Below are 19,402 nucleotides of genomic sequence, written 5' to 3' on the forward strand. Positions count from 1 at the left end.
TAATAAGTAATGTTTGCGCTGTAAATGTAGATTGCAGGGTTCATGCCAGCCAGGGGGAAAAGTGCATAAATGACAGTCACTAACTGGAAATCAATGTGTTACAACCGAACGATATGCACCTTAAGTGCATATAAAGTGAATATGTTTGCCATGTGGATGAATAAATAGAATAAAAAACGCAATGTTATGCAGAAGTAAAATATAATTCTGGAATTGTGATCTTTGACGAAATTTACTGGAAATTACTGCGCCATTCTGACGCAACTCGCACCAAAAGCGGGCATTTTCTGCGCCATCGTTGACATCATTAACAACCATCGATCAAATCACTTAACAACAGGCAGTAAGTCAGACGAATTTCTGCTAACATCCACGCACTCATTATCAGAATAAATGGCAGCGACTATGAAATTTGTCTCTTTTAATATCAACGGCCTGCGCGCCAGACCACACCAGCTTGAAGCTATTGTCGACAAGCACCAGCCTGATGTGATTGGCCTGCAGGAGACAAAAGTTCATGATGATATGTTTCCGCTCGAAGAGGTGGCAAAGCTCGGCTACAACGTGTTTTATCACGGGCAGAAAGGCCATTACGGCGTGGCGCTGTTGACCAAAGAGACGCCGATTGCCGTGCGTCGTGGCTTCCCAGGCGACGGCGAAGAGGCACAACGGCGGATTATTATGGCGGAAATCCCCTCACCGCTGGGCAATGTCACCGTAATCAACGGCTACTTCCCGCAGGGCGAAAGCCGCGACCACCCCATAAAATTCCCGGCTAAAGCACAGTTTTACCAGAACCTGCAAAACTACCTGGAAACCGAACTCAAACGTGATAATCCGGTGCTGATTATGGGCGATATGAATATCAGCCCCACCGACCTGGATATCGGCATTGGCGAAGAGAACCGCAAACGCTGGCTGCGTACTGGTAAATGTTCTTTCCTGCCGGAAGAACGCGAATGGATGGACAGGCTGATAAGTTGGGGGCTGGTCGATACCTTCCGCCATGCGAATCCGCAAACAGCAGATCGTTTCTCATGGTTTGATTACCGCTCAAAAGGTTTTGACGATAACCGTGGTCTGCGTATCGACCTGCTGCTTGCCAGCCAGCCACTGGCCGAATGCTGCGTAGAAACCGGTATCGACTATGAAATCCGCAGTATGGAAAAACCGTCAGATCACGCACCTGTCTGGGCCACCTTCCGCCGATAATTTCTCCGTTCTCCTGGCTCGCACTGGGTCAGGAGAATTAACCTTGAGAAAAATCAACAAACTGTCAGTAATGATTTGTTGCCCGCCGTCCTTTGTTATACCGTCACTGCGTTTTTTAGTTGTCTGACCACTTCTCTATTATCAAGTTTGATATAGGAAACTCCACGATGAACGCTGAGCGTAAATTTCTTTTTGCCTGTCTATTTTTTGCGCTGGTCATTTACGCTATCCATGCTTTCGGTTTATTCGATCTGCTCACCGATTTACCCCACTTACAGACACTCATTCGCCAGAGCGGATTGTTCGGTTATAGCCTCTATATTCTGTTATTCATCATCGCCACCCTCTTTCTGCTACCGGGTAGCGTACTGGTGATCGCCGGTGGAATAGTTTTTGGTCCGCTAACAGGAACGCTACTTTCGTTAATTGCCGCCACGCTGGCCTCATCGTGCTCATTCCTGTTGGCGCGCTTTCTGGGGCGTGATTTACTGTTGAAATACGTCGGTCATTGCCACACTTTTCAAGCTATTGAAAAAGGCATTACGCGTAACGGTATCGATTTTCTTATTCTGACCCGCTTAATCCCGCTATTTCCATACAATATTCAAAATTACGCTTACGGATTAACCGCCATCGCCTTCTGGCCTTATACCCTTATTTCGGCATTAACCACTCTGCCTGGAATAGTGATTTATACCGTGATGGCCAGCGATCTTGCCAGTGAAGGCATTACGCTGCGCTTTATTTTACAACTCTGTCTGGCGGGCCTGGCGCTATTTATTCTCGTCCAGCTCGCCAAACTCTACGCTCGTCACAAACACGTGGATCTGTCTGCTTCGCGCCACAGCCCACTTACTCACCCTAAAAATGAAGGATAGAACGATGTTGCAACATTATTCAGTGTCATGGAAAAAAGGACTGGCTGCACTGTGTTTACTGGCCGTTGCGGGGCTTAGTGGCTGCGATCAAAAAGAGAATACGGCGGCAAAAGTGGAATATGACGGGCTTTCGGACAGCCAGCCGCTGCGTGTCGATGCCAATAACCATACGGTAACCATGCTGGTGCAAATTAATGGGCGTTTCCTCACCGACGATACCCGCCACGGTATTGTGTTTAAAGATGGCTCCAACGGACATAAATCGCTGTTTATGGGTTATGCCACGCCGAAAGCATTTTATGACGCCCTGAAAGAGGCTGGTGGTACGCCGGGCGAAAACATGACGATGGATAATAAAGAAACAACTCATGTCGCAGGCAGCAAACTGGATATTTCAGTTAACTGGCAAGGAGCGGCAAAAGCGTATTCCTTTGATGAAGTGATTGTTGACAGTAATGGCAAGAAACTGGATATGCGCTTTGGCGGTAATTTAACGGCAGCGGAAGAGAAGAAAACGGGCTGCCTGGTATGTCTGGATAGTTGCCCGGTCGGTATCGTCAGCAATGCGACATACACTTATGGTGCGGTGGAAAAACGCAGCGAAGTGAAATTCAAAGGCAATGCCTCGGTTCTCCCGGCAGATAACACGCTGGCAACGGTTACCTTTAAAATCGCCGAATAAAACCAGGATAAAGGATGATGAAGATGCAATCGCGTAAAATCTGGTACTACCGCATAACCCTCATCATCCTGTTGTTCGCTATGCTGCTGGCATGGGCGCTGCTTCCCGGCGTCCATGAGTTTATCAATCGCAGCGTTGCGGCGTTTGCCGCCGTGGATCAACAGGGTATAGAACGCTTTATTCAGTCTTACGGCGCACTGGCGGCAGTTGTTTCGTTCTTGTTGATGATTCTACAGGCCATTGCTGCACCGCTACCTGCGTTTTTGATCACCTTTGCCAATGCGTCGCTGTTTGGCGCGTTCTGGGGCGGCTTGCTGTCGTGGACCAGTTCGATGGCCGGCGCGGCGCTGTGCTTTTTTATCGCCAGAGTGATGGGCCGCGAAGTGGTGGAAAAATTAACCGGCAAAACCGTGCTTGACAGTATGGACGGCTTTTTCACTCGCTACGGCAAACACACCATCCTGGTATGTCGGTTATTGCCTTTTGTCCCATTCGATCCAATCAGCTATGCTGCCGGTTTGACTTCAATACGTTTTCGCTCGTTTTTTATCGCCACCGGGCTTGGTCAGTTACCGGCGACTATTGTTTATTCCTGGGCGGGCAGCATGTTAACAGGCGGTACTTTCTGGTTTGTCACCGGACTGTTTATTCTGTTTGCCCTGACCGTGGTGATTTTTATGGCGAAGAAAATATGGCTTGAGCGCCAGAAGAGGAATGCCTGATGGGTTTACCGCCGCTTAGCAAAATTCCTTTCATTTTACGTCCACAGGCGTGGCTGCATCGTCGCCATTACGGCGAGGTGCTAAGCCCCATTCGCTGGTGGGGGCGGATCCCGTTTATCTTTTATCTGGTGTCGATGTTTGTTGGCTGGCTGGAGCGCAAACGCTCACCGCTCGATCCAGTGGTGCGATCGCTTGTCAGCGCGCGTATCGCGCAAATGTGTCTGTGTGAGTTTTGCGTGGATATCACCAGTATGAAAGTCGCCGAGCGCACCGGCAGCACCGATAAATTGCTGGCGGTAGCTGACTGGCGACAAAGCCCGCTCTTCAGCGACGAAGAGCGGCTGGCGCTGGAGTACGCCGAAGCCGCAAGCGTAACGCCGCCAACGGTCGATGATGCCCTGCGCACCCGACTGACTACGCATTTTGACGCCCAGGCGCTCACCGAGCTGACGGCATTGATCGGCTTGCAAAATCTGTCAGCCCGTTTTAATTCTGCCATGGACATTCCCGCTCAGGGGCTGTGCCGTATTCCTGACAAACGTTCTTAAGGAGAGATGATGCGCCATTGTGTATGGTTGCTGGGATTGTTATCGCTGTTTTCTTTGGCAACACATGCCAGTGACTGGCAGGAAATTAAAAATGAGGCCAAAGGGCAAACCGTCTGGTTTAACGCCTGGGGCGGCGACACCGCGATTAACCGTTATCTCGACTGGGTTAGCGGCGAGATGAAAACCCATTACGCCATCAACCTGAAAATCGTCCGTCTGGCGGATGCCGCAGACGCGGTGAAGCGCATTCAGACCGAAGCTGCTGCCGGACGTAAAACGGGCGGCTCGGTGGATCTGCTCTGGGTGAACGGCGAAAACTTCCGCACCTTAAAAGAGGCCAATTTATTACAAACGGGCTGGGCGGAAACGCTACCCAGCTGGCGCTATGTCGACACACAGCTGCCTGTAAGGGAAGATTTTTCTGTGCCGACACAAGGTGCGGAATCTCCCTGGGGCGGTGCGCAATTGACGTTTATCGCTCGCCGCGATCAGACACCACAGCCACCGAAAACGCCACAATCCTTGCTGGAATTTGCCAAAGCCAACCCTGGTACGGTTACCTATCCGCGCCCACCGGACTTTACCGGCACCGCGTTTCTTGAACAGCTGCTGATTATGCTGACGCCCGATCCCGCTGCATTAAAAAAAGCGCCGGACGATGCGACTTTCGCCCGTGTCACTGCGCCCTTGTGGCAATATCTTGATGCGCTGCATCCATATTTATGGCGTGAGGGAAAAGATTTCCCCCCCTCGCCCGCGCGAATGGATGCCCTGCTGAAAGCCGGCACATTGCGCCTGTCGCTGACTTTTAATCCTGCTCATGCGCAGCAAAAAATCGCCAGCGGCGATTTACCCACCAGCAGTTACAGCTTTGGCTTTAGCGAGGGAATGATTGGCAACGTGCATTTCGTCACCATTCCAGCCAACGCAACTGCCAGTGCTGCGGCAAAAGTCGTCGCCAACTTTCTGTTGTCACCTGAAGCACAACTGCGTAAAGCGGATCCCGCTGTCTGGGGCGATCCTTCGGTTCTCGATCCGCAAAAACTACCTGCCGGGCAGCGTGAAACATTGCAATCAAGAATGCCGCAGGATCTGCCGCCGGTCCTGGCGGAACCGCATGCTGGTTGGGTAAATGCGCTGGAACAAGAATGGCTACGCCGTTACGGTACGCATTAATTTCTTTGCTGTGGGTGGTGATGGCGGTGATTTACGCACCGCTGGTACCGTCGGCTTTTACGCTGATAACACCTGCCATGTCGCTGACGCACTGGCAGATTTTATTTGCCGATCCGCAGCTACCACAGGCATTACTGGCAACGCTGGTGTCGACAACCATCGCGGCGGTCGGCGCTTTGTTGATTGCCCTGCTGGTGATAGTAGCGCTGTGGCCTGGGCCGAAATGGCAGCGTATGTGCGCCCGTCTGCCGTGGCTACTCGCCATCCCCCACGTGGCTTTTGCCACCAGCGCCCTGCTGCTCTTTGCTGACGGAGGGTTGCTTTATGACTATTTCCCGTATTTCACTCCGCCAATGGACAAATTGGGTATTGGGCTGGGCTTCACTCTGGCGGTGAAAGAAAGCGCATTTCTGCTGTGGATCTTATTGGCAGCACTGAGTGAAAAACGCCTGGTGCAGCAAGTTATTGTACTGGATTCGCTGGGCTACAGCCGCTGGCAATGCCTGAACTGGTTGTTATTGCCCTCCGTCGCACCTGCACTGGCAATGGCGATGTTGGCGATTGTCGCCTGGTCGCTTTCGGTCGTGGATGTAGCGATTATTCTTGGGCCGGGTAATCCACCGACGCTGGCGGTAATTAGCTGGCAGTGGTTAACCCAGGGCGACATTGACCAACAAACAAAAGGCGCGCTTGCCAGCCTGCTGCTGATGCTGTTACTCGCCGCCTACGTTTTGCTTGGTTATCTGTTATGGCGTAGCTGGCGGCGTACTATTCCCCGCGTAGATGGCGTTCGTAAGCCAGTCACGCCTTTATTGCCAGGGAAGATGCTGGCGAAGTTGTTACCCTTAACTGGCGTGCTCTGTGTGATTCTGCTGGCGATCCTCGCGGATCAGTCGACGATCAATAACGAGGCGCTGCTCAATAGCCTGACGATGGGACTGGTGGCAACATTCATCGCTTTGGTTCTGTTGCTGCTGTGGCTGGAATGGGGGCCACAGCGTCGCCAGTTGTGGCTATGGTTGCCCATATTATTACCCGCCTTGCCGCTGGTGGCGGGCCAGTACACGCTGGCGCTATGGCTGAATCTGGATGGAAGTTGGACGGCGGTGGTGTGGGGGCATCTGCTGTGGGTGATGCCGTGGATGCTGTTTATCCTGCAACCGGCCTGGCGGCGCATCGATTCACGATTAATATTGATTGCGCAGACGCTGGGTTGGTCACGGGCCAAAATCTTCTTTTACGTGAAATGTCCGCTAATGCTGCGCCCTGCGCTGATTGCCTTCGCTGTCGGATTTTCAGTAAGTATTGCGCAATATATGCCAACGCTGTGGCTGGGAGCCGGACGTTTCTCGACGCTCACCACCGAAGCGGTAGCGTTAAGTAGCGGCGGTAGTAACAGCATCCTCGCCACCCAGGCCTTATGGCAACTGCTATTGCCACTTATTATTTTTGCCCTGACCGCGTTAGTCGCAAAATGGGTAGGTTTTATCAGACAAGGACTCCGCTAATGCTCTGCGTGAAAGATGTTTCGCTGCGTTTGCCTGAAACCTGTTTACTGGAAGACGTTAACTTTACAGTCAATAAAGGTGACATTGTCACGTTAATGGGGCCGTCTGGCTGTGGAAAATCTACACTGTTTTCGTGGATGATTGGTGCGCTTTCCGGGCAATTTTCTTGTACAGGTGAGCTTTGGCTCAATGAGCAACGGATTGACATGCTACCCACCGCCCGGCGTCAGATTGGCATTCTTTTCCAGGATGCACTGCTATTTGACCAGTTCAGCGTCGGGCAAAATTTACTGCTGGCGCTACCGTCGACGCTCAAGGGGACTGCCAGGCGCAATGCCGTGAAAGACGCGCTTGAGCGAGCGGGACTGGCTGAAACTTATCACCAGGACCCTGCGACATTATCTGGCGGTCAGCGAGCGCGGGTGGCCCTGCTGCGCGCCCTTCTCGCTCAGCCAAAAGCGTTGCTACTGGATGAGCCGTTCAGCCGTCTTGACGTTGCTCTGCGCGATAATTTTCGTCAGTGGGTATTCAATGAAGTTCGCGACCTGGCGATCCCCGTCGTTCAGGTAACCCACGATCTTCAGGATGTTCCTGCCGATAGTCCCGTTATGGATATGACGCAGTGGTCAGAAAATTACAACAAACTGCGATAACGCAAAGTTTTTCCAAATGCGTCAGTTCAGAATGGCGCACTCAAAACTACAATGTCGGGATTTTCGATGAAACGTGTTTCTCAAATGACCGCGCTGGCAATGGCTTTAGGGCTGGCTTGCGCTTCTTCGTGGGCCGCTGAACTGGCGAAGCCTCTTACACTTGACCAGCTTCAACAACAAAATGGCAAAGCGATTGATACTCGCCCCAGCGCGTTTTATAACGGCTGGCCACAAACCTTAAATGGCCCTTCCGGTCATGAACCTGCCGCCTTAAACCTTTCTGCTAGCTGGCTCGACAAAATGAGCACCGAGCAGCTCAACGAGTGGATCAAGCTGCATAACCTAAAAATGGATGCCCCGGTGGCGCTGTACGGTAATGACAAAGATGTCGATGCCGTTAAAACGCGACTACAAAAAGCAGGCTTTACGCACATCTCTATCTTGAGTGATGCTCTGAGCGAACCTTCCCGACTGCAAAAACTGCCGCACTTTGAACAGCTGGTTTATCCGCAATGGCTGCATGACCTGCAACAAGGTAAAGAAGTTACGGCGAAACCTGCGGGTGACTGGAAAGTAATCGAAGCGGCCTGGGGCGCTCCTAAGCTTTACCTTATCAGCCATATTCCCGGCGCTGACTACATCGATACCAACGAAGTCGAAAGCGAACCGCTGTGGAATAAAGTTTCTGACGAACAACTTAAAGCAATGCTGGCGAAGCACGGCATTCGTCATGACACCACGGTCATTCTGTACGGGCGTGATGTTTACGCCGCAGCGCGCGTGGCGCAAATTATGCTCTACGCTGGCGTGAAAGATGTGCGACTGCTGGATGGCGGCTGGCAAACCTGGTCCGACGCAGGTCTGCCCGTTGAGCGCGGTACGCCACCGAAAGTGAAACCGGAACCGGATTTCGGCGTGAAGATCCCGGCGCAACCGCAACTGATGCTCGATATGGAACAGGCGCGCGGTCTGCTACATCGCCAGGATGCCTCACTGGTCAGCGTACGTTCCTGGGCGGAATTTATCGGTACCACCAGCGGCTATGATTACATCAAGCCAAAAGGTGACATTCCGGGCGCACGTTGGGGCCATGCGGGCAGCGATTCAACGCATATGGAAGATTTCCATAATCCAGACGGCACCATGCGTACTGCCGATGACGTCGCGGCAATGTGGAAAGAATGGAATATCCTGCCGGATCAACAAGTCTCGTTCTACTGCGGCACCGGCTGGCGCGCCTCAGAAACCTTTATGTATGCACGCGCAATGGGCTGGAATAACGTCTCCGTTTATGACGGTGGTTGGTACGAATGGAGCAGCGACCCGAAAAACCCGATAGCGACCGGTGAAAGAAAGCCGGAATAATTTCATTACTCAGGTCGGGTGACGTTGTTGCCCGACTTTACAAGGAATGTATATGGTATATGTGGTTGTCATCGTTTGTGTTCTTTATTTGTCGCTTGCAATTGTCATCCTCTCCATAATTGGGATCCTTGGTTTCAAATTTACGCCTGACGGCCCACATAAATTCAGGCGTGCCATGCGAAATATATTCATCACAATGAGTTGGGGAGGCATGCTCCTTATTTGCTGTTTTGGCATCGCTTACCTCCTTCGCACATAATTCTGTATCCACAGCACGCTACGGAAGAGAAAAAATAGAATTTGCCGGAAATCTCATCGAAATGTTGTTGTGCATGGGTATCAGGTTTCTTTTCGTCATAGTGAGTATTATCCGTTGATTCACGGTTACGTCATGGATTTGCGAGTCTCTTCAGCGTCAGATACCCACTCCAAATCCGCGTTAATGTCGTCATCCAACAAAGCGCGCCAAAAATCCAGGCAAACCACGGGAAATATTCCGGAAAGAGACAACTTAAAACAAACAGCAAAATCGTCTCGCTGCCTTCTGTTAACCCGCCCAGATAGTAAAACGATTTGTGCGCATAACCGGGATTATCAATCTGATGTTTCGCCGCCAACGCAGCAAATGCGAGAAAACTGCTGCCCGTGCCGATAAACGCAAACAGCAGCCAGCCGCCCGCCAGCGCATTTTGTTCCGGTGCGGCGAGAATAAACCCGAACGGTACCAGCGCGTAAAAAAGAAAATCCAACGAAATATCGAGAAAGCCCCCCGCGTCGGTTAACCCTCTGCGCCGCGCCAGCGCACCGTCCAGACCATCAAGCAGCCTGTTCAGTAAAATGGCAATCAGCGCCGCCAAATACCAGCCCAGTGCCAGAAACGGCAGCGCCAGCACGCCGATTGCAAACCCCACTAACGTTAAACCATCAGGTGTAATGCCCGGTTTATCCAGAACTCGCACGCACTGATGCAACAAAGGTTTAATTCGGGGATGAAGATGGCGGTCTAACACGGATACTCCTTAAGAAATAAAACCCTTCAGCTCGGGCAACACTGCGGATATTATGGCATTTTTCCTGTATTCGACCGTGTGTAATTTATGAAAATGATTGATGTTGTTGCCGCCATTATCGAACGGGATGGCAAAATTTTAATCGCGCAACGCCCTGCGCATAGCGATCAAGCGGGATTATGGGAATTTGCTGGCGGTAAAGTCGAACCTGGAGAAAGCCAGCAACAGGCGCTGATACGCGAGCTGCATGAAGAGCTCGGTATCGATGCTATCACCGGGAAATATGTTGCCAGCCACCAGCGGGAAGTTTCAGGGCGGATTATCCATCTTCATGCCTGGCACGTACCCGACTTCCAAGGGACGTTACAGGCACATGAACATCAGGCGTTGGTCTGGTGCTCACCTGAAGAGGCAACGCAATATCCGCTGGCCCCTGCTGACATTCCGCTTTTACAGGCGTTTATGGCTTTACGCGCCGCCAGACCAACGGATTAGTGCTAATGGTTTTATCATCCCGCTGGCATTGCAACAGTATTCCCTCTGCTTTAATCACTGCCCCTTCGGAATAGTTTTGATCCTGATAAACGCAGCACTGGCTACAAGGCTGTGCCGACTGTCCGCCAGAATTAAACACTTCCGGCGGCACATTCACGTCCACATCCGGACGATAATGCTGATTAGCCAGCGCAAAAAACGGGAATACCAACGCTACGGCGAACAATGCTCGACTCACTGGAAACTCCTTATATTTCGTTACCTATGTACTGATATCGGTAGGCTGAAGGCAAAACTTAAGCGTCAGGTGGTCTGATGCGGCCTGAACGCCATATCCGCCTGTCACTCTTGAAAATGCTTCCATTTTTGTAGGTCTGATAAGACGCACCAGACATTAGGTGACGTTTATAAATTCAGCACATTATTAATTTGCTTTCCTGGGTCATTTTTTTCTTGCTTACCGTCACATTCTTGATGGTATAGTCGAAAACTGCAAAAACACCTAACACAAACAACATACGCACAATCGTCTTAATATATAAGGGTTTTATATCTATGGATCAGACATATTCTCTGGAGTCATTCCTCAACCATGTACAAAAGCGCGACCCGAATCAAACCGAGTTCGCGCAAGCCGTTCGTGAAGTAATGACCACACTCTGGCCTTTTCTTGAACAAAATCCCAAATATCGCCAGATGTCATTACTGGAACGTCTGGTTGAACCGGAGCGCGTGATCCAGTTTCGCGTGGTATGGGTTGACGATCGCAACCAGGTGCAGGTCAACCGAGCATGGCGCGTGCAGTTCAGCTCCGCCATCGGCCCGTACAAAGGCGGTATGCGATTCCATCCGTCAGTTAACCTCTCCATTCTCAAATTCCTCGGCTTCGAGCAAACCTTCAAAAATGCCCTGACTACCCTGCCGATGGGCGGTGGTAAAGGCGGCAGCGATTTCGACCCGAAAGGGAAAAGCGAAGGCGAAGTGATGCGTTTCTGCCAGGCACTGATGACTGAACTGTATCGCCACCTGGGTGCGGATACCGACGTTCCGGCAGGTGATATCGGCGTTGGTGGTCGTGAAGTCGGCTTTATGGCGGGGATGATGAAAAAGCTCTCCAACAATACCGCCTGCGTCTTCACCGGTAAGGGTCTTTCTTTTGGCGGCAGTCTTATTCGCCCGGAAGCTACCGGCTACGGTCTGGTCTATTTCACAGAAGCGATGCTTAAACGCCACGGTATGGGTTTTGAAGGGATGCGCGTTTCCGTTTCTGGCTCCGGCAACGTCGCCCAGTACGCTATCGAAAAAGCGATGGAATTTGGTGCTCGTGTGATCACTGCGTCAGACTCCAGCGGCACTGTAGTTGATGAAAGCGGATTCACGAAAGAGAAACTGGCACGTCTGATCGAAATCAAAGCCAGCCGCGATGGTCGAGTGGCAGATTACGCCAAAGAATTTGGTCTGGTCTATCTCGAAGGCCAACAGCCGTGGTCTGTACCGGTTGATATCGCCCTGCCTTGCGCCACCCAGAACGAACTGGATGTTGACGCCGCGCATCAGCTTATCGCCAATGGCGTTAAAGCCGTCGCCGAAGGGGCAAATATGCCAACCACCATCGAAGCGACTGAACTGTTCCAGCAGGCAGGCGTACTGTTTGCTCCGGGTAAAGCGGCTAATGCTGGCGGTGTAGCAACATCGGGCCTGGAAATGGCGCAAAACGCTGCGCGTCTGGGCTGGAAAGCCGAGAAAGTTGACGCACGTTTGCATCACATCATGCTGGATATCCACCATGCCTGTGTTGAACATGGTGGTGAAGGTGAGCAAACCAACTACGTGCAGGGCGCGAACATTGCGGGCTTTGTGAAGGTTGCGGATGCGATGTTAAGCCAGGGCGTGATTTAATCGTTATTACAATCGTCTGGTTTTCCTTATAACCAGACGATTTTCCCTGAGTTAATTAAATCCTTAGCAGACGTTTGCAATTTGCAGCCGTTTGTTCTGCATCCTGAATATCCTGTTCAGACATTAAGCATCGCAACGCATCTTTTTCAATCCAGGGATTGTTATTTCCGGCAATTGTTAACCACATCCATGCTTGTTTATTATCAATTTTAGTGCCTGTCCCCTGAGCATACATTGCCGCAGTCTGGTGTTGCGCTTCGGTCGCCCCTAAACGCGCTGCTTTTTCGTACCAGTGCAGCGCATGATTTTCATCTTTTGCGATATCTTTTGTACCGTAGAGATACATTTCGGCTAACAAAAATATCGCCTCTATTCGCCCACGCTGCGCTGCACCAGTAAGCCATTGAATAGCCTCAGCGTTATTTTCAGGATCATCATTGTTGGTTAAATAATATTTTCCCAATTCATACATGGCATCCCCGGAACCATTTTTTGCAGATATGGTAAACCAGTACAGTGCTTTTTCCGGATCCTGAGGAATTTTTCCGCTTTCACTATACAACCTTGCAGTATGATATTGTGCGTCAGGATGGTCCTGTTCCGCCGATTGCAAAAACCAACGATGGGCCTGCACCTCATCACGCGCCACACCAATACCTTGTATATACATTTGTCCCAATTCATATTGGGCCAGTTCATGTCCTTGTGTGGCGGCAGATAAATACCACCGTAATGCTTCTTCATAATTTCGTAATGGCTCAACAGCAAAGCGAGAGATACAGGCAAGTTCATATTGCGCAGATGTTTTGCCATTTTCGGCTGCAAGTAAAAACCATTTTCTTGCCTCACTAATGTTCTTGTCCGTCCCCTTTCCATCGTTATACATAACGCCCAACGCATACTGAGCATCGATAACATTATGCTGCGCGGCGCGGGTAAACCAGTTAAAGGCTAATTTTAGATCCTGTGAAACCTCATCACCTTCGTAATACATTTTGCCAAGAGAATACCAGGCAAGTGAATAGCCTTGCTCTGCAGCATGTAAGCAAGACTGGAATACAGAAGATGGATAATAATAAAGACCTTTTAATTTTATAGCATTTAACAACTTTTCATATCCACTATGATGTTGCATTGCTAAATCATTGAAGCGTTCTGTTAATTTCCACTTGCGAATCATTTTTTCTTTTCGCCAGGAATATGATAAAGGCTCCATTAACAATGCCATATAGTTGTCTGACAGTTCAAATTCAGCAACTTTATTTAATACTGCGATATCAAACCATTTCAGGCTCTCTTCATTATCCTTTAATGATTGATAAATCGTAGCCATTTCCTTCCCGTTTTCCATTTCTTCCAGTGGAGACAAGTTACTGGCAAAGAAAGGGGTAATTTGTTTTTCGATGCGATAATAAAGAAGACAACTTTCGTTAATTTCTGTCTGGATTGCGGGTTGACGGCTGCCTGCAACTAAATGCCATCTGAACGTTTGTGCTGCAGCGAGAGTTAATAATGGCCGGAATACCCGATGAAGATGCAGTAATAACGCTTCTTCAAAGCACATTCGTGAGCTGAGATCTTTTTTCTCAAGGAAAGATAACGCCTTAGCAAGTTGCATGGGGGCGTGTTCGGGGGTAGCTTCATTCTCCTCAAAGAGCATATCCTGCACGGCTTGCCAGGTGAACTCCCCCTCTGATTTAATAGTGACATCAGGAAGTGGATGACCAGAAAAGGTGTTGGGTGCGCGAAATGTCATCACAGGGCGAGGATGAACAATACCCCTGGACATATTGATCGGTTGCTCTTCTTCCTCTTCTTGCCACTGTTCTTCTTCATCTTCTTGCCACAGCTCTTCGTCGTCATAACGTAAAGCCTGTTCATAAGCATCGTGCAATTGTTGCCAGGCTTCGGGAGAATCTTCCGGGCGGCAATTTTTTACCAGTTGCGCATAACGACGCTTAATATCTCGTTCTTCCACGCCTGGTTGTAAACCTAATATTTCCCAGCAGTTCATTGCAGGCGCTCCCATTCCAGAGAGTCTAATGTAGGTTCAACTTTAGCCCGAAAATCAGCAAGTTGATCAGGATCCTGCTTCTCGAGTAGATAACTGAATTGACGAGAGCAATTGCTTATCCAGTCTCGTGTTTCCGCCAGGGTGAGTTGATAGAGGTTATCAAGACGGGCAATAAAGGCCTGGTTTATCTGTTCATCGCGTGGGTGAATTTTTAACAGGCTTAATTTGGACAACGACTGCTGTATTTGTTCTTCCGTTAATGCCCCTGGATTCTGTTCAATAACCAGACTATTTTTAACCCCTGTCAGTGGCACGCTGATATCAACATCAAGAATACCGTTAATGTCGTACGTAAAACGAACATCAATACGCACAACACCGGCCGGTTTTGGGGGAACATTCACTGACAACTCCGCAAGGAAAATATTATCAGCCACCATCCTGCTTTCACCCTGGTAGATTTTAAAATTAACCTCTGTTTGTTGATCATGTGCCGTGTAAAAGGCACGAACGCGACTACAAGGAATACTCCTGTTACGCTCAATAACGGGTGCAAAATAGCCTGATTCGCGGGTATGCCCCAGCGATTTAGAGGTATCAACGCCCAGCGTATAAGGGCAAACATCGGTCACTACTACATCTTGTAATTCGCTGTGGCGCGCTTTAAGTGCGGCCTGAATAGCCGCGCCCTGAGCTATGACTTCATCAGGGTTTAAATGCATTGCCGGTATACGACCAAAAAGTCGTGTCACAAGTTTGCGAATCAGCGGCATATGTGTAGTGCCACCCACAAGAACGACCTGGTCTAATTGGCTAATATTAATTTTGGCATCGCGAATTGCCCGTTCCAGTGGCATACGGATTCGCTCGAAAAAGGTCTGTAATAAAAATTCAAATTTTTCTGTGGTCAGATGCCAGTAATATCGCCTTCCTTCAATCTCCATACTGAAAGTAGCTTCGTCGCGCATACTAAGCACGCGTTTCACACGCTCCGCTTCAATGCGTAAATGGCGCTGGAGTGTCGGTTCACGCCATTCAATATTTTCAGGAAGATCCATACGTGAGCAATATGCATCGATCAGGATATCGACAATATCTTCACCACCTAAAAAGTTATCCCCGGCACTGGCACGTACTTCCATAATATTGTCAAACAACTCCAGTATAGAGACATCGAATGTACCACCACCTAAATCGAATACCAGAAACTGATGTTCATCATCCTTATTATGCAAACCATACGCCAGTGCAGCGGCGGTTGGTTCGTTAATTAAACGTTCGACGTTTAAGCCTGCCATTGAAGCTGCCAATTTTGTTGCTTTGCGTTGCACATCACCAAAATAAGCAGGTACGCTAATTACTGCTTCTGTTATCTCTTCACCTAAATAGCTTTCAGCATCTTCTTTTAGCTGACGCAATATCAGCGATGAGAGTTCTTCTGCCCGGAATTCACGTCCGCCCAATTTAAACGTCTTTGATGTTCCCATCATGCGTTTAAAATTGGCTGCGCAGTTTTGTGGTTTGATGAGTTGCAGGTCACGAGCTGCCTCCCCTGTCAAAACTATACCATCTTCGTCAACACAAACTACGCTGGGTGTTAAAAACTTACTTAACGCATTGGGGATCAGTTCACTTTGTCCATTTCGCCAGACTGCTGCCAGACTGTTAGTCGTCCCTAGATCGATACCGATAATCATAATTATCCTCTTCAAATAAATGAACTGATCCTTTTATAGAGCAGTTATATATATTCGTTTTGTGAATAATGTTCACAATCTCTGCGTTTTAAAATAAATTATAATGATGCAGCCAATAACATTAATCACGTGAATATAAAGATATTCCGTTAATAATTTTAGCTGTGGGTACTTATATCATATATTCTAAATAATTCGAGTTGCAGGAAGGCGGCAAGTGAGTGAATCCCCAGGCGCTTACATAAGTAAGTGACTGGGGTGAATGACAAATCCGCATGGAGCGGATTTGAACGCTGCTTTCAGCGGCCCCGTAAGGGGTGAGGCCCATGGATGGGCCGAATAACCCGCAGAGGCAGCACATGCAACTTGAAGTATGACGAGTATAACCAATAAAGCCAATGGCAGAATATCTACCACTGGCTTTATTTAAGAGTGGAAACCGAATTAATTAGCAGAATCCGTATTATCTTTTTGGGGCTTTGCCACTTTTTTCACACGTTTATTGGGTGCTTTTTTAACTGACTCCCCACCTGGTGCCACAATTCCCCTGAACTGCCTGACAGGAGTGCTGCGAGCCTGATCAATCAGTTGGTAAAGCGTCCCCACCAGCGGCTGCATAAAGTCCTGATAGCGACACTGCTTTTCGCTGATTTGCGTCAGCACCGATTCCCAGTGTGCGGTCATGTCCGGTCGCGTCGCCATCTCTGGCAGCGAATGGAATAACGCTTTTCCGGCGTCGGTGGAGTGGATATAGCGCCCTTTTTTGGTCAGGAAACCACGCTTGAACAACAGTTCAATAATCCCGGCTCGGGTCGCTTCTGTTCCCAGACCATCGGTCGCACGGAGGATCTTTTTCAGATCTTTATCCTGAACAAAGCGCGCGATCCCGGTCATCGCCGAAAGCAGTGTTGCATCGGTAAAATGGCGTGGCGGCTGGGTTTGCCGCTCTACCACTTCGCCCTTCTCGCACAGCAACTCATCACCTTTCGCCACCACAGGCAGCGGCGTACCGTCGTTTTCTTCATCACGCTCTTTGCTGCCTAACAGCGTGCGCCAGCCTGCTTCGGCCAGAAAACGGGCTTTAGCGACAAATTTGCCTTTGGCTATTTCCAGTTCAATAACACACTTGCGGAACACCGCATCCGGGCAGAACTGCATCAGGTATTGACGAGCAATCAGGTTATAGACCTTCGATTCGTTCTCCGTCAGGTTGATGGCTGAACTACGCGCGGTCGGGATAATGGCGTGGTGAGCATCGACCTTTTTGTCATCCCAGCAGCGGTTGCGTAAATTCGGGTCAACCACCGGCTGCGGCAATAGCCCCGGCGCATGAACACTGATGGCATTCATTACCGCGTGGCGTCCGGCAAAATGTTCTTCTGGCAAATAGCGACAATCGGAACGCGGATAAGTGATTAGCTTGTGTGTTTCGTACAGCTTCTGGCAGATATCAAGCACGTTCTGCGCGCTCAGACCAAAGCGTTTTGCCGCTTCAATCTGCAACGCCGAAAGCGAAAACGGCAGCGGCGCGGATTCTGATTCCCGTTTATCGTTATAGCTGGTGACAATAGCCGGTTGACCACTAATGCGGTTAACCACATGCTCCGCCAGTGGACGATGTAACAAGCGCCCTTCTTCATCCTGGTACGGTTCACACGCTTCGCTCGGTTGCCAGATAGCGGTAAACCGCTCATCGGCAGGTGTCACGATGTGCGCTTTGACTTCAAAGAAGTCTTTCGCCACGAAGTTTTCTATTTCTTCATCGCGCCGCACCACCAGCCCAAGAACGGGAGTCTGTACGCGCCCAACGGAAAGTACACCCTGATAGCCAGCATTGCGACCGAGAATGGTATACGCGCGGGTCATATTGATACCGTACAGCCAGTCGGCACGCGCTCGCGCCAGTGCAGAAACGCATAACGGTACAAACTCGCTATTGGAGCGAAGACGATCGATCGCCCGCTCAACCGCCTGCGGGTTCAAGTCATTGATCAAGCAACGCTGAACTTGCTGGCGTTTTTCTGGTGCCAGTTGCAGGTAGTCCAGCACTTCATCCACCAGCAATTGCCCTTCACGATCCGGGTCACCGGCATGAACAATTTCGCTGGCTTCATGCAGAAAGCGTTTGATGACGTTAAGTTGTTTGGTTACTGAGGGGCGTGGTTGCAGTTGCCACTTTTCCGGGACAATCGGCAAATCCGCCAGATTCCAGCGCGCATAGCGGCTGTCGTAGACGTCTGGCTGCGCCTGCTCAAGCAGGTGACCGATACACCAGGTCACCACCTGACCATTGCCGCACTCGATAAAGCCATCGCCTTTACGGTGCGGTTTGGGCAGGACATCAGCAATAGCGCGTGCCAGACTCGGTTTTTCGGCTATAAACAACCGCATTGAATTAACGGATCTCAACCATGGCACGACCGCCGCGCGCTGGCACCAGTTCGCCAATCGCCGTCAGTTCAATGCCAAACTCGGCTGCGGTAGCTTTGACTTCATTTTCTGCTTCCGGCATAACCGCCAGCAGCAGACCACCAGAAGTTTGCGGATCGCACAACAGATCGCGTACTTCACGCGGCATTTCGCCCATCAAATGGCCGTAGCTGGCAAAGTTGCGTTCGGTGCCACCCGGCACAGCGCCCAGTTTAATGTACTCTTCCACGCCCGGCAGTTTCGGGATCGCTTCATAGTCAACGCGCGCCTGCACACCTGCGCCCTGACACATTTCGCTCAAGTGGCCCAGCAGACCAAAACCGGTGACGTCGGTCATCGCTTTTACGCCTTCAATGTTGGCAAATGACGCACCTGCGATATTCATCCGGCACATCACTTCCGTCGCCAGCCCCTGATGTTCTGGCTTGAGCAGTGATTTTTTCTCAGCCGTGGTAAGAACGCCAATTCCCAGCGGTTTCGTCAGGAACAGTTTGCATCCGGCTTGTGCGGTACTGTTTTTCTTCACTCGCTCGGTCGGTACGATCCCCGTCACCGCCAGACCAAAAATCGGCTCCGGCGCGTCGATGGAGTGACCGCCAGCCAGCGCAATACCCGCCTGACGGCACGCATAGCGGCCACCTTCGGTCACTTCGCGGGCAATTTCCGGGGAAAGTTTGTTAATCGGCCAGCCAAGGATCGCAATGGCCATAATCGGTTTGCCGCCCATCGCGAAGATATCGCTGATAGCATTAGTCGCCGCAATGCGGCCAAAATCGAAAGGATTATCAACGATCGGCATAAAGAAATCGGTGGTGCTGATGACACTGGTGCCATTACCAAGATCGTATACTGCCGCATCGTCGCGGGTTTCGTTTCCCACGAGCAAATTCGGATCAACAAACTTCGCCTGCTCGCTGTGCAGAATGGTTTCCAACACTTTTGGGGAAATTTTACAGCCGCAACCTGCTCCGTGGCTGTATTGGGTCAAACGAATCGAGTTCTCGCTCATGGACATCTCCTGTCAATGCAATCCGGGTATGGTAACCTTCATTCCGTGAAGTGATAAGTGAGAGTGTCTGAATTCCTGCGCCTTTGCTCATAATCCAGACAGTT

The 19,402-nt window shown here is 50.2% G+C and carries 17 protein-coding genes; 11 read left to right on the forward strand and 6 right to left on the reverse strand.

The annotated features are described in order from the left end of the window. The first annotated feature begins 405 nt into the window (after positions 1-405). From xthA to ynjE, 9 genes are all read left to right on the forward strand, one after another. The gene (xthA, locus tag FEK47_RS01730) at positions 406-1,212 is read left to right on the forward strand and encodes an exodeoxyribonuclease III (RefSeq protein WP_130257710.1); all 807 of its coding nucleotides are present in this window, start codon (positions 406-408) and stop codon (positions 1,210-1,212) included. Between the two features lie 167 nt (positions 1,213-1,379). After that, positions 1,380-2,090, forward strand: coding sequence for a TVP38/TMEM64 family protein (locus FEK47_RS01735; RefSeq protein WP_130257709.1), 711 nt, complete (start codon positions 1,380-1,382; stop codon positions 2,088-2,090). A gap of 4 nt (positions 2,091-2,094) precedes the next feature. Beyond that, entirely contained in the window at positions 2,095-2,772 is a 678-nt protein-coding gene (gene ydjY / locus FEK47_RS01740; RefSeq protein ID WP_135487694.1) for a lipoprotein YdjY, read from the forward strand. A 14-nt stretch (positions 2,773-2,786) separates the two neighbouring features. Beyond that, positions 2,787-3,494 (forward strand): TVP38/TMEM64 family protein, encoded by a 708-nt coding sequence (locus FEK47_RS01745; protein ID WP_000977128.1) that lies wholly within the window; start codon positions 2,787-2,789, stop codon positions 3,492-3,494. Then, positions 3,494-4,042 carry a carboxymuconolactone decarboxylase family protein gene (locus FEK47_RS01750; protein ID WP_135487693.1) on the forward strand — a complete coding sequence of 183 codons (549 nt, stop codon included), beginning with the start codon at positions 3,494-3,496 and terminating at the stop codon, positions 4,040-4,042. The genes FEK47_RS01745 and FEK47_RS01750 overlap by 1 nt, the downstream gene beginning before the upstream one ends. Before the next feature lie 9 nt (positions 4,043-4,051). Beyond that, positions 4,052-5,218 carry an ABC transporter substrate-binding protein gene (locus FEK47_RS01755; RefSeq protein WP_135487746.1) on the forward strand — a complete coding sequence of 389 codons (1,167 nt, stop codon included), beginning with the start codon at positions 4,052-4,054 and terminating at the stop codon, positions 5,216-5,218. Continuing rightward, the gene (locus FEK47_RS01760) at positions 5,191-6,726 is read left to right on the forward strand and encodes a thiamine ABC transporter permease (RefSeq protein WP_135487692.1); all 1,536 of its coding nucleotides are present in this window, start codon (positions 5,191-5,193) and stop codon (positions 6,724-6,726) included. The genes FEK47_RS01755 and FEK47_RS01760 overlap by 28 nt, the downstream gene beginning before the upstream one ends. Further along, the gene (locus tag FEK47_RS01765) at positions 6,726-7,379 is read left to right on the forward strand and encodes an ATP-binding cassette domain-containing protein (protein ID WP_135487691.1); all 654 of its coding nucleotides are present in this window, start codon (positions 6,726-6,728) and stop codon (positions 7,377-7,379) included. The genes FEK47_RS01760 and FEK47_RS01765 overlap by 1 nt, the downstream gene beginning before the upstream one ends. A gap of 66 nt (positions 7,380-7,445) precedes the next feature. Then, positions 7,446-8,744: a thiosulfate sulfurtransferase YnjE gene (ynjE, locus tag FEK47_RS01770; protein WP_135487690.1), complete on the forward strand. Its 1,299-nt coding sequence runs from the start codon at positions 7,446-7,448 to the stop codon at positions 8,742-8,744. A gap of 389 nt (positions 8,745-9,133) precedes the next feature. Here ynjE and FEK47_RS01775 read toward each other — a convergent pair whose 3' ends face one another. Next, positions 9,134-9,754, reverse strand: coding sequence for a CDP-alcohol phosphatidyltransferase family protein (locus FEK47_RS01775; protein WP_135487689.1), 621 nt, complete (start codon positions 9,752-9,754; stop codon positions 9,134-9,136). 87 nt (positions 9,755-9,841) lie between these two features. Here FEK47_RS01775 and FEK47_RS01780 point away from each other — a divergent pair, with 87 nt between their 5' ends. After that, complete coding sequence (locus FEK47_RS01780) at positions 9,842-10,249, forward strand: pyrimidine (deoxy)nucleoside triphosphate diphosphatase (RefSeq protein ID WP_135487688.1); 408 nt, start codon at positions 9,842-9,844, stop codon at positions 10,247-10,249. Here FEK47_RS01780 and FEK47_RS01785 read toward each other — a convergent pair. Next, on the reverse strand, positions 10,215-10,487 hold the full coding sequence (locus tag FEK47_RS01785) for a YnjH family protein (RefSeq protein ID WP_135487687.1): 273 nt from the start codon (positions 10,485-10,487) through the stop codon (positions 10,215-10,217). The genes FEK47_RS01780 and FEK47_RS01785 overlap by 35 nt on opposite strands. A gap of 317 nt (positions 10,488-10,804) precedes the next feature. On the opposite strand from FEK47_RS01785, the gene gdhA reads away from it, so the two are divergent. Continuing rightward, positions 10,805-12,148, forward strand: coding sequence for an NADP-specific glutamate dehydrogenase (gene gdhA / locus FEK47_RS01790; protein ID WP_000373044.1), 1,344 nt, complete (start codon positions 10,805-10,807; stop codon positions 12,146-12,148). Positions 12,149-12,203: 55 nt separating this feature from the next. Here gdhA and FEK47_RS01795 read toward each other — a convergent pair whose 3' ends face one another. The 4 genes from FEK47_RS01795 to selD form a co-directional block, all read right to left on the reverse strand. Continuing rightward, the gene (locus FEK47_RS01795; protein WP_135487686.1) at positions 12,204-14,162 is read right to left on the reverse strand and encodes an SEL1-like repeat protein; all 1,959 of its coding nucleotides are present in this window, start codon (positions 14,160-14,162) and stop codon (positions 12,204-12,206) included. Further along, complete coding sequence (locus FEK47_RS01800) at positions 14,159-15,859, reverse strand: molecular chaperone HscC (RefSeq protein WP_135487685.1); 1,701 nt, start codon at positions 15,857-15,859, stop codon at positions 14,159-14,161. The genes FEK47_RS01795 and FEK47_RS01800 overlap by 4 nt, the downstream gene beginning before the upstream one ends. 444 nt (positions 15,860-16,303) lie before the next feature. After that, on the reverse strand, positions 16,304-18,250 hold the full coding sequence (gene topB, locus FEK47_RS01805; RefSeq protein ID WP_135487684.1) for a DNA topoisomerase III: 1,947 nt from the start codon (positions 18,248-18,250) through the stop codon (positions 16,304-16,306). A gap of 4 nt (positions 18,251-18,254) precedes the next feature. After that, positions 18,255-19,298, reverse strand: a complete 1,044-nt coding sequence (selD, locus tag FEK47_RS01810; RefSeq protein WP_001295485.1) for a selenide, water dikinase SelD — start codon at positions 19,296-19,298, stop codon at positions 18,255-18,257. Positions 19,299-19,402 lie beyond the last annotated feature (104 nt).

This window comes from Escherichia sp. E3659, assembly GCF_005781135.1.
GTDB lineage: Bacteria > Pseudomonadota > Gammaproteobacteria > Enterobacterales > Enterobacteriaceae > Escherichia.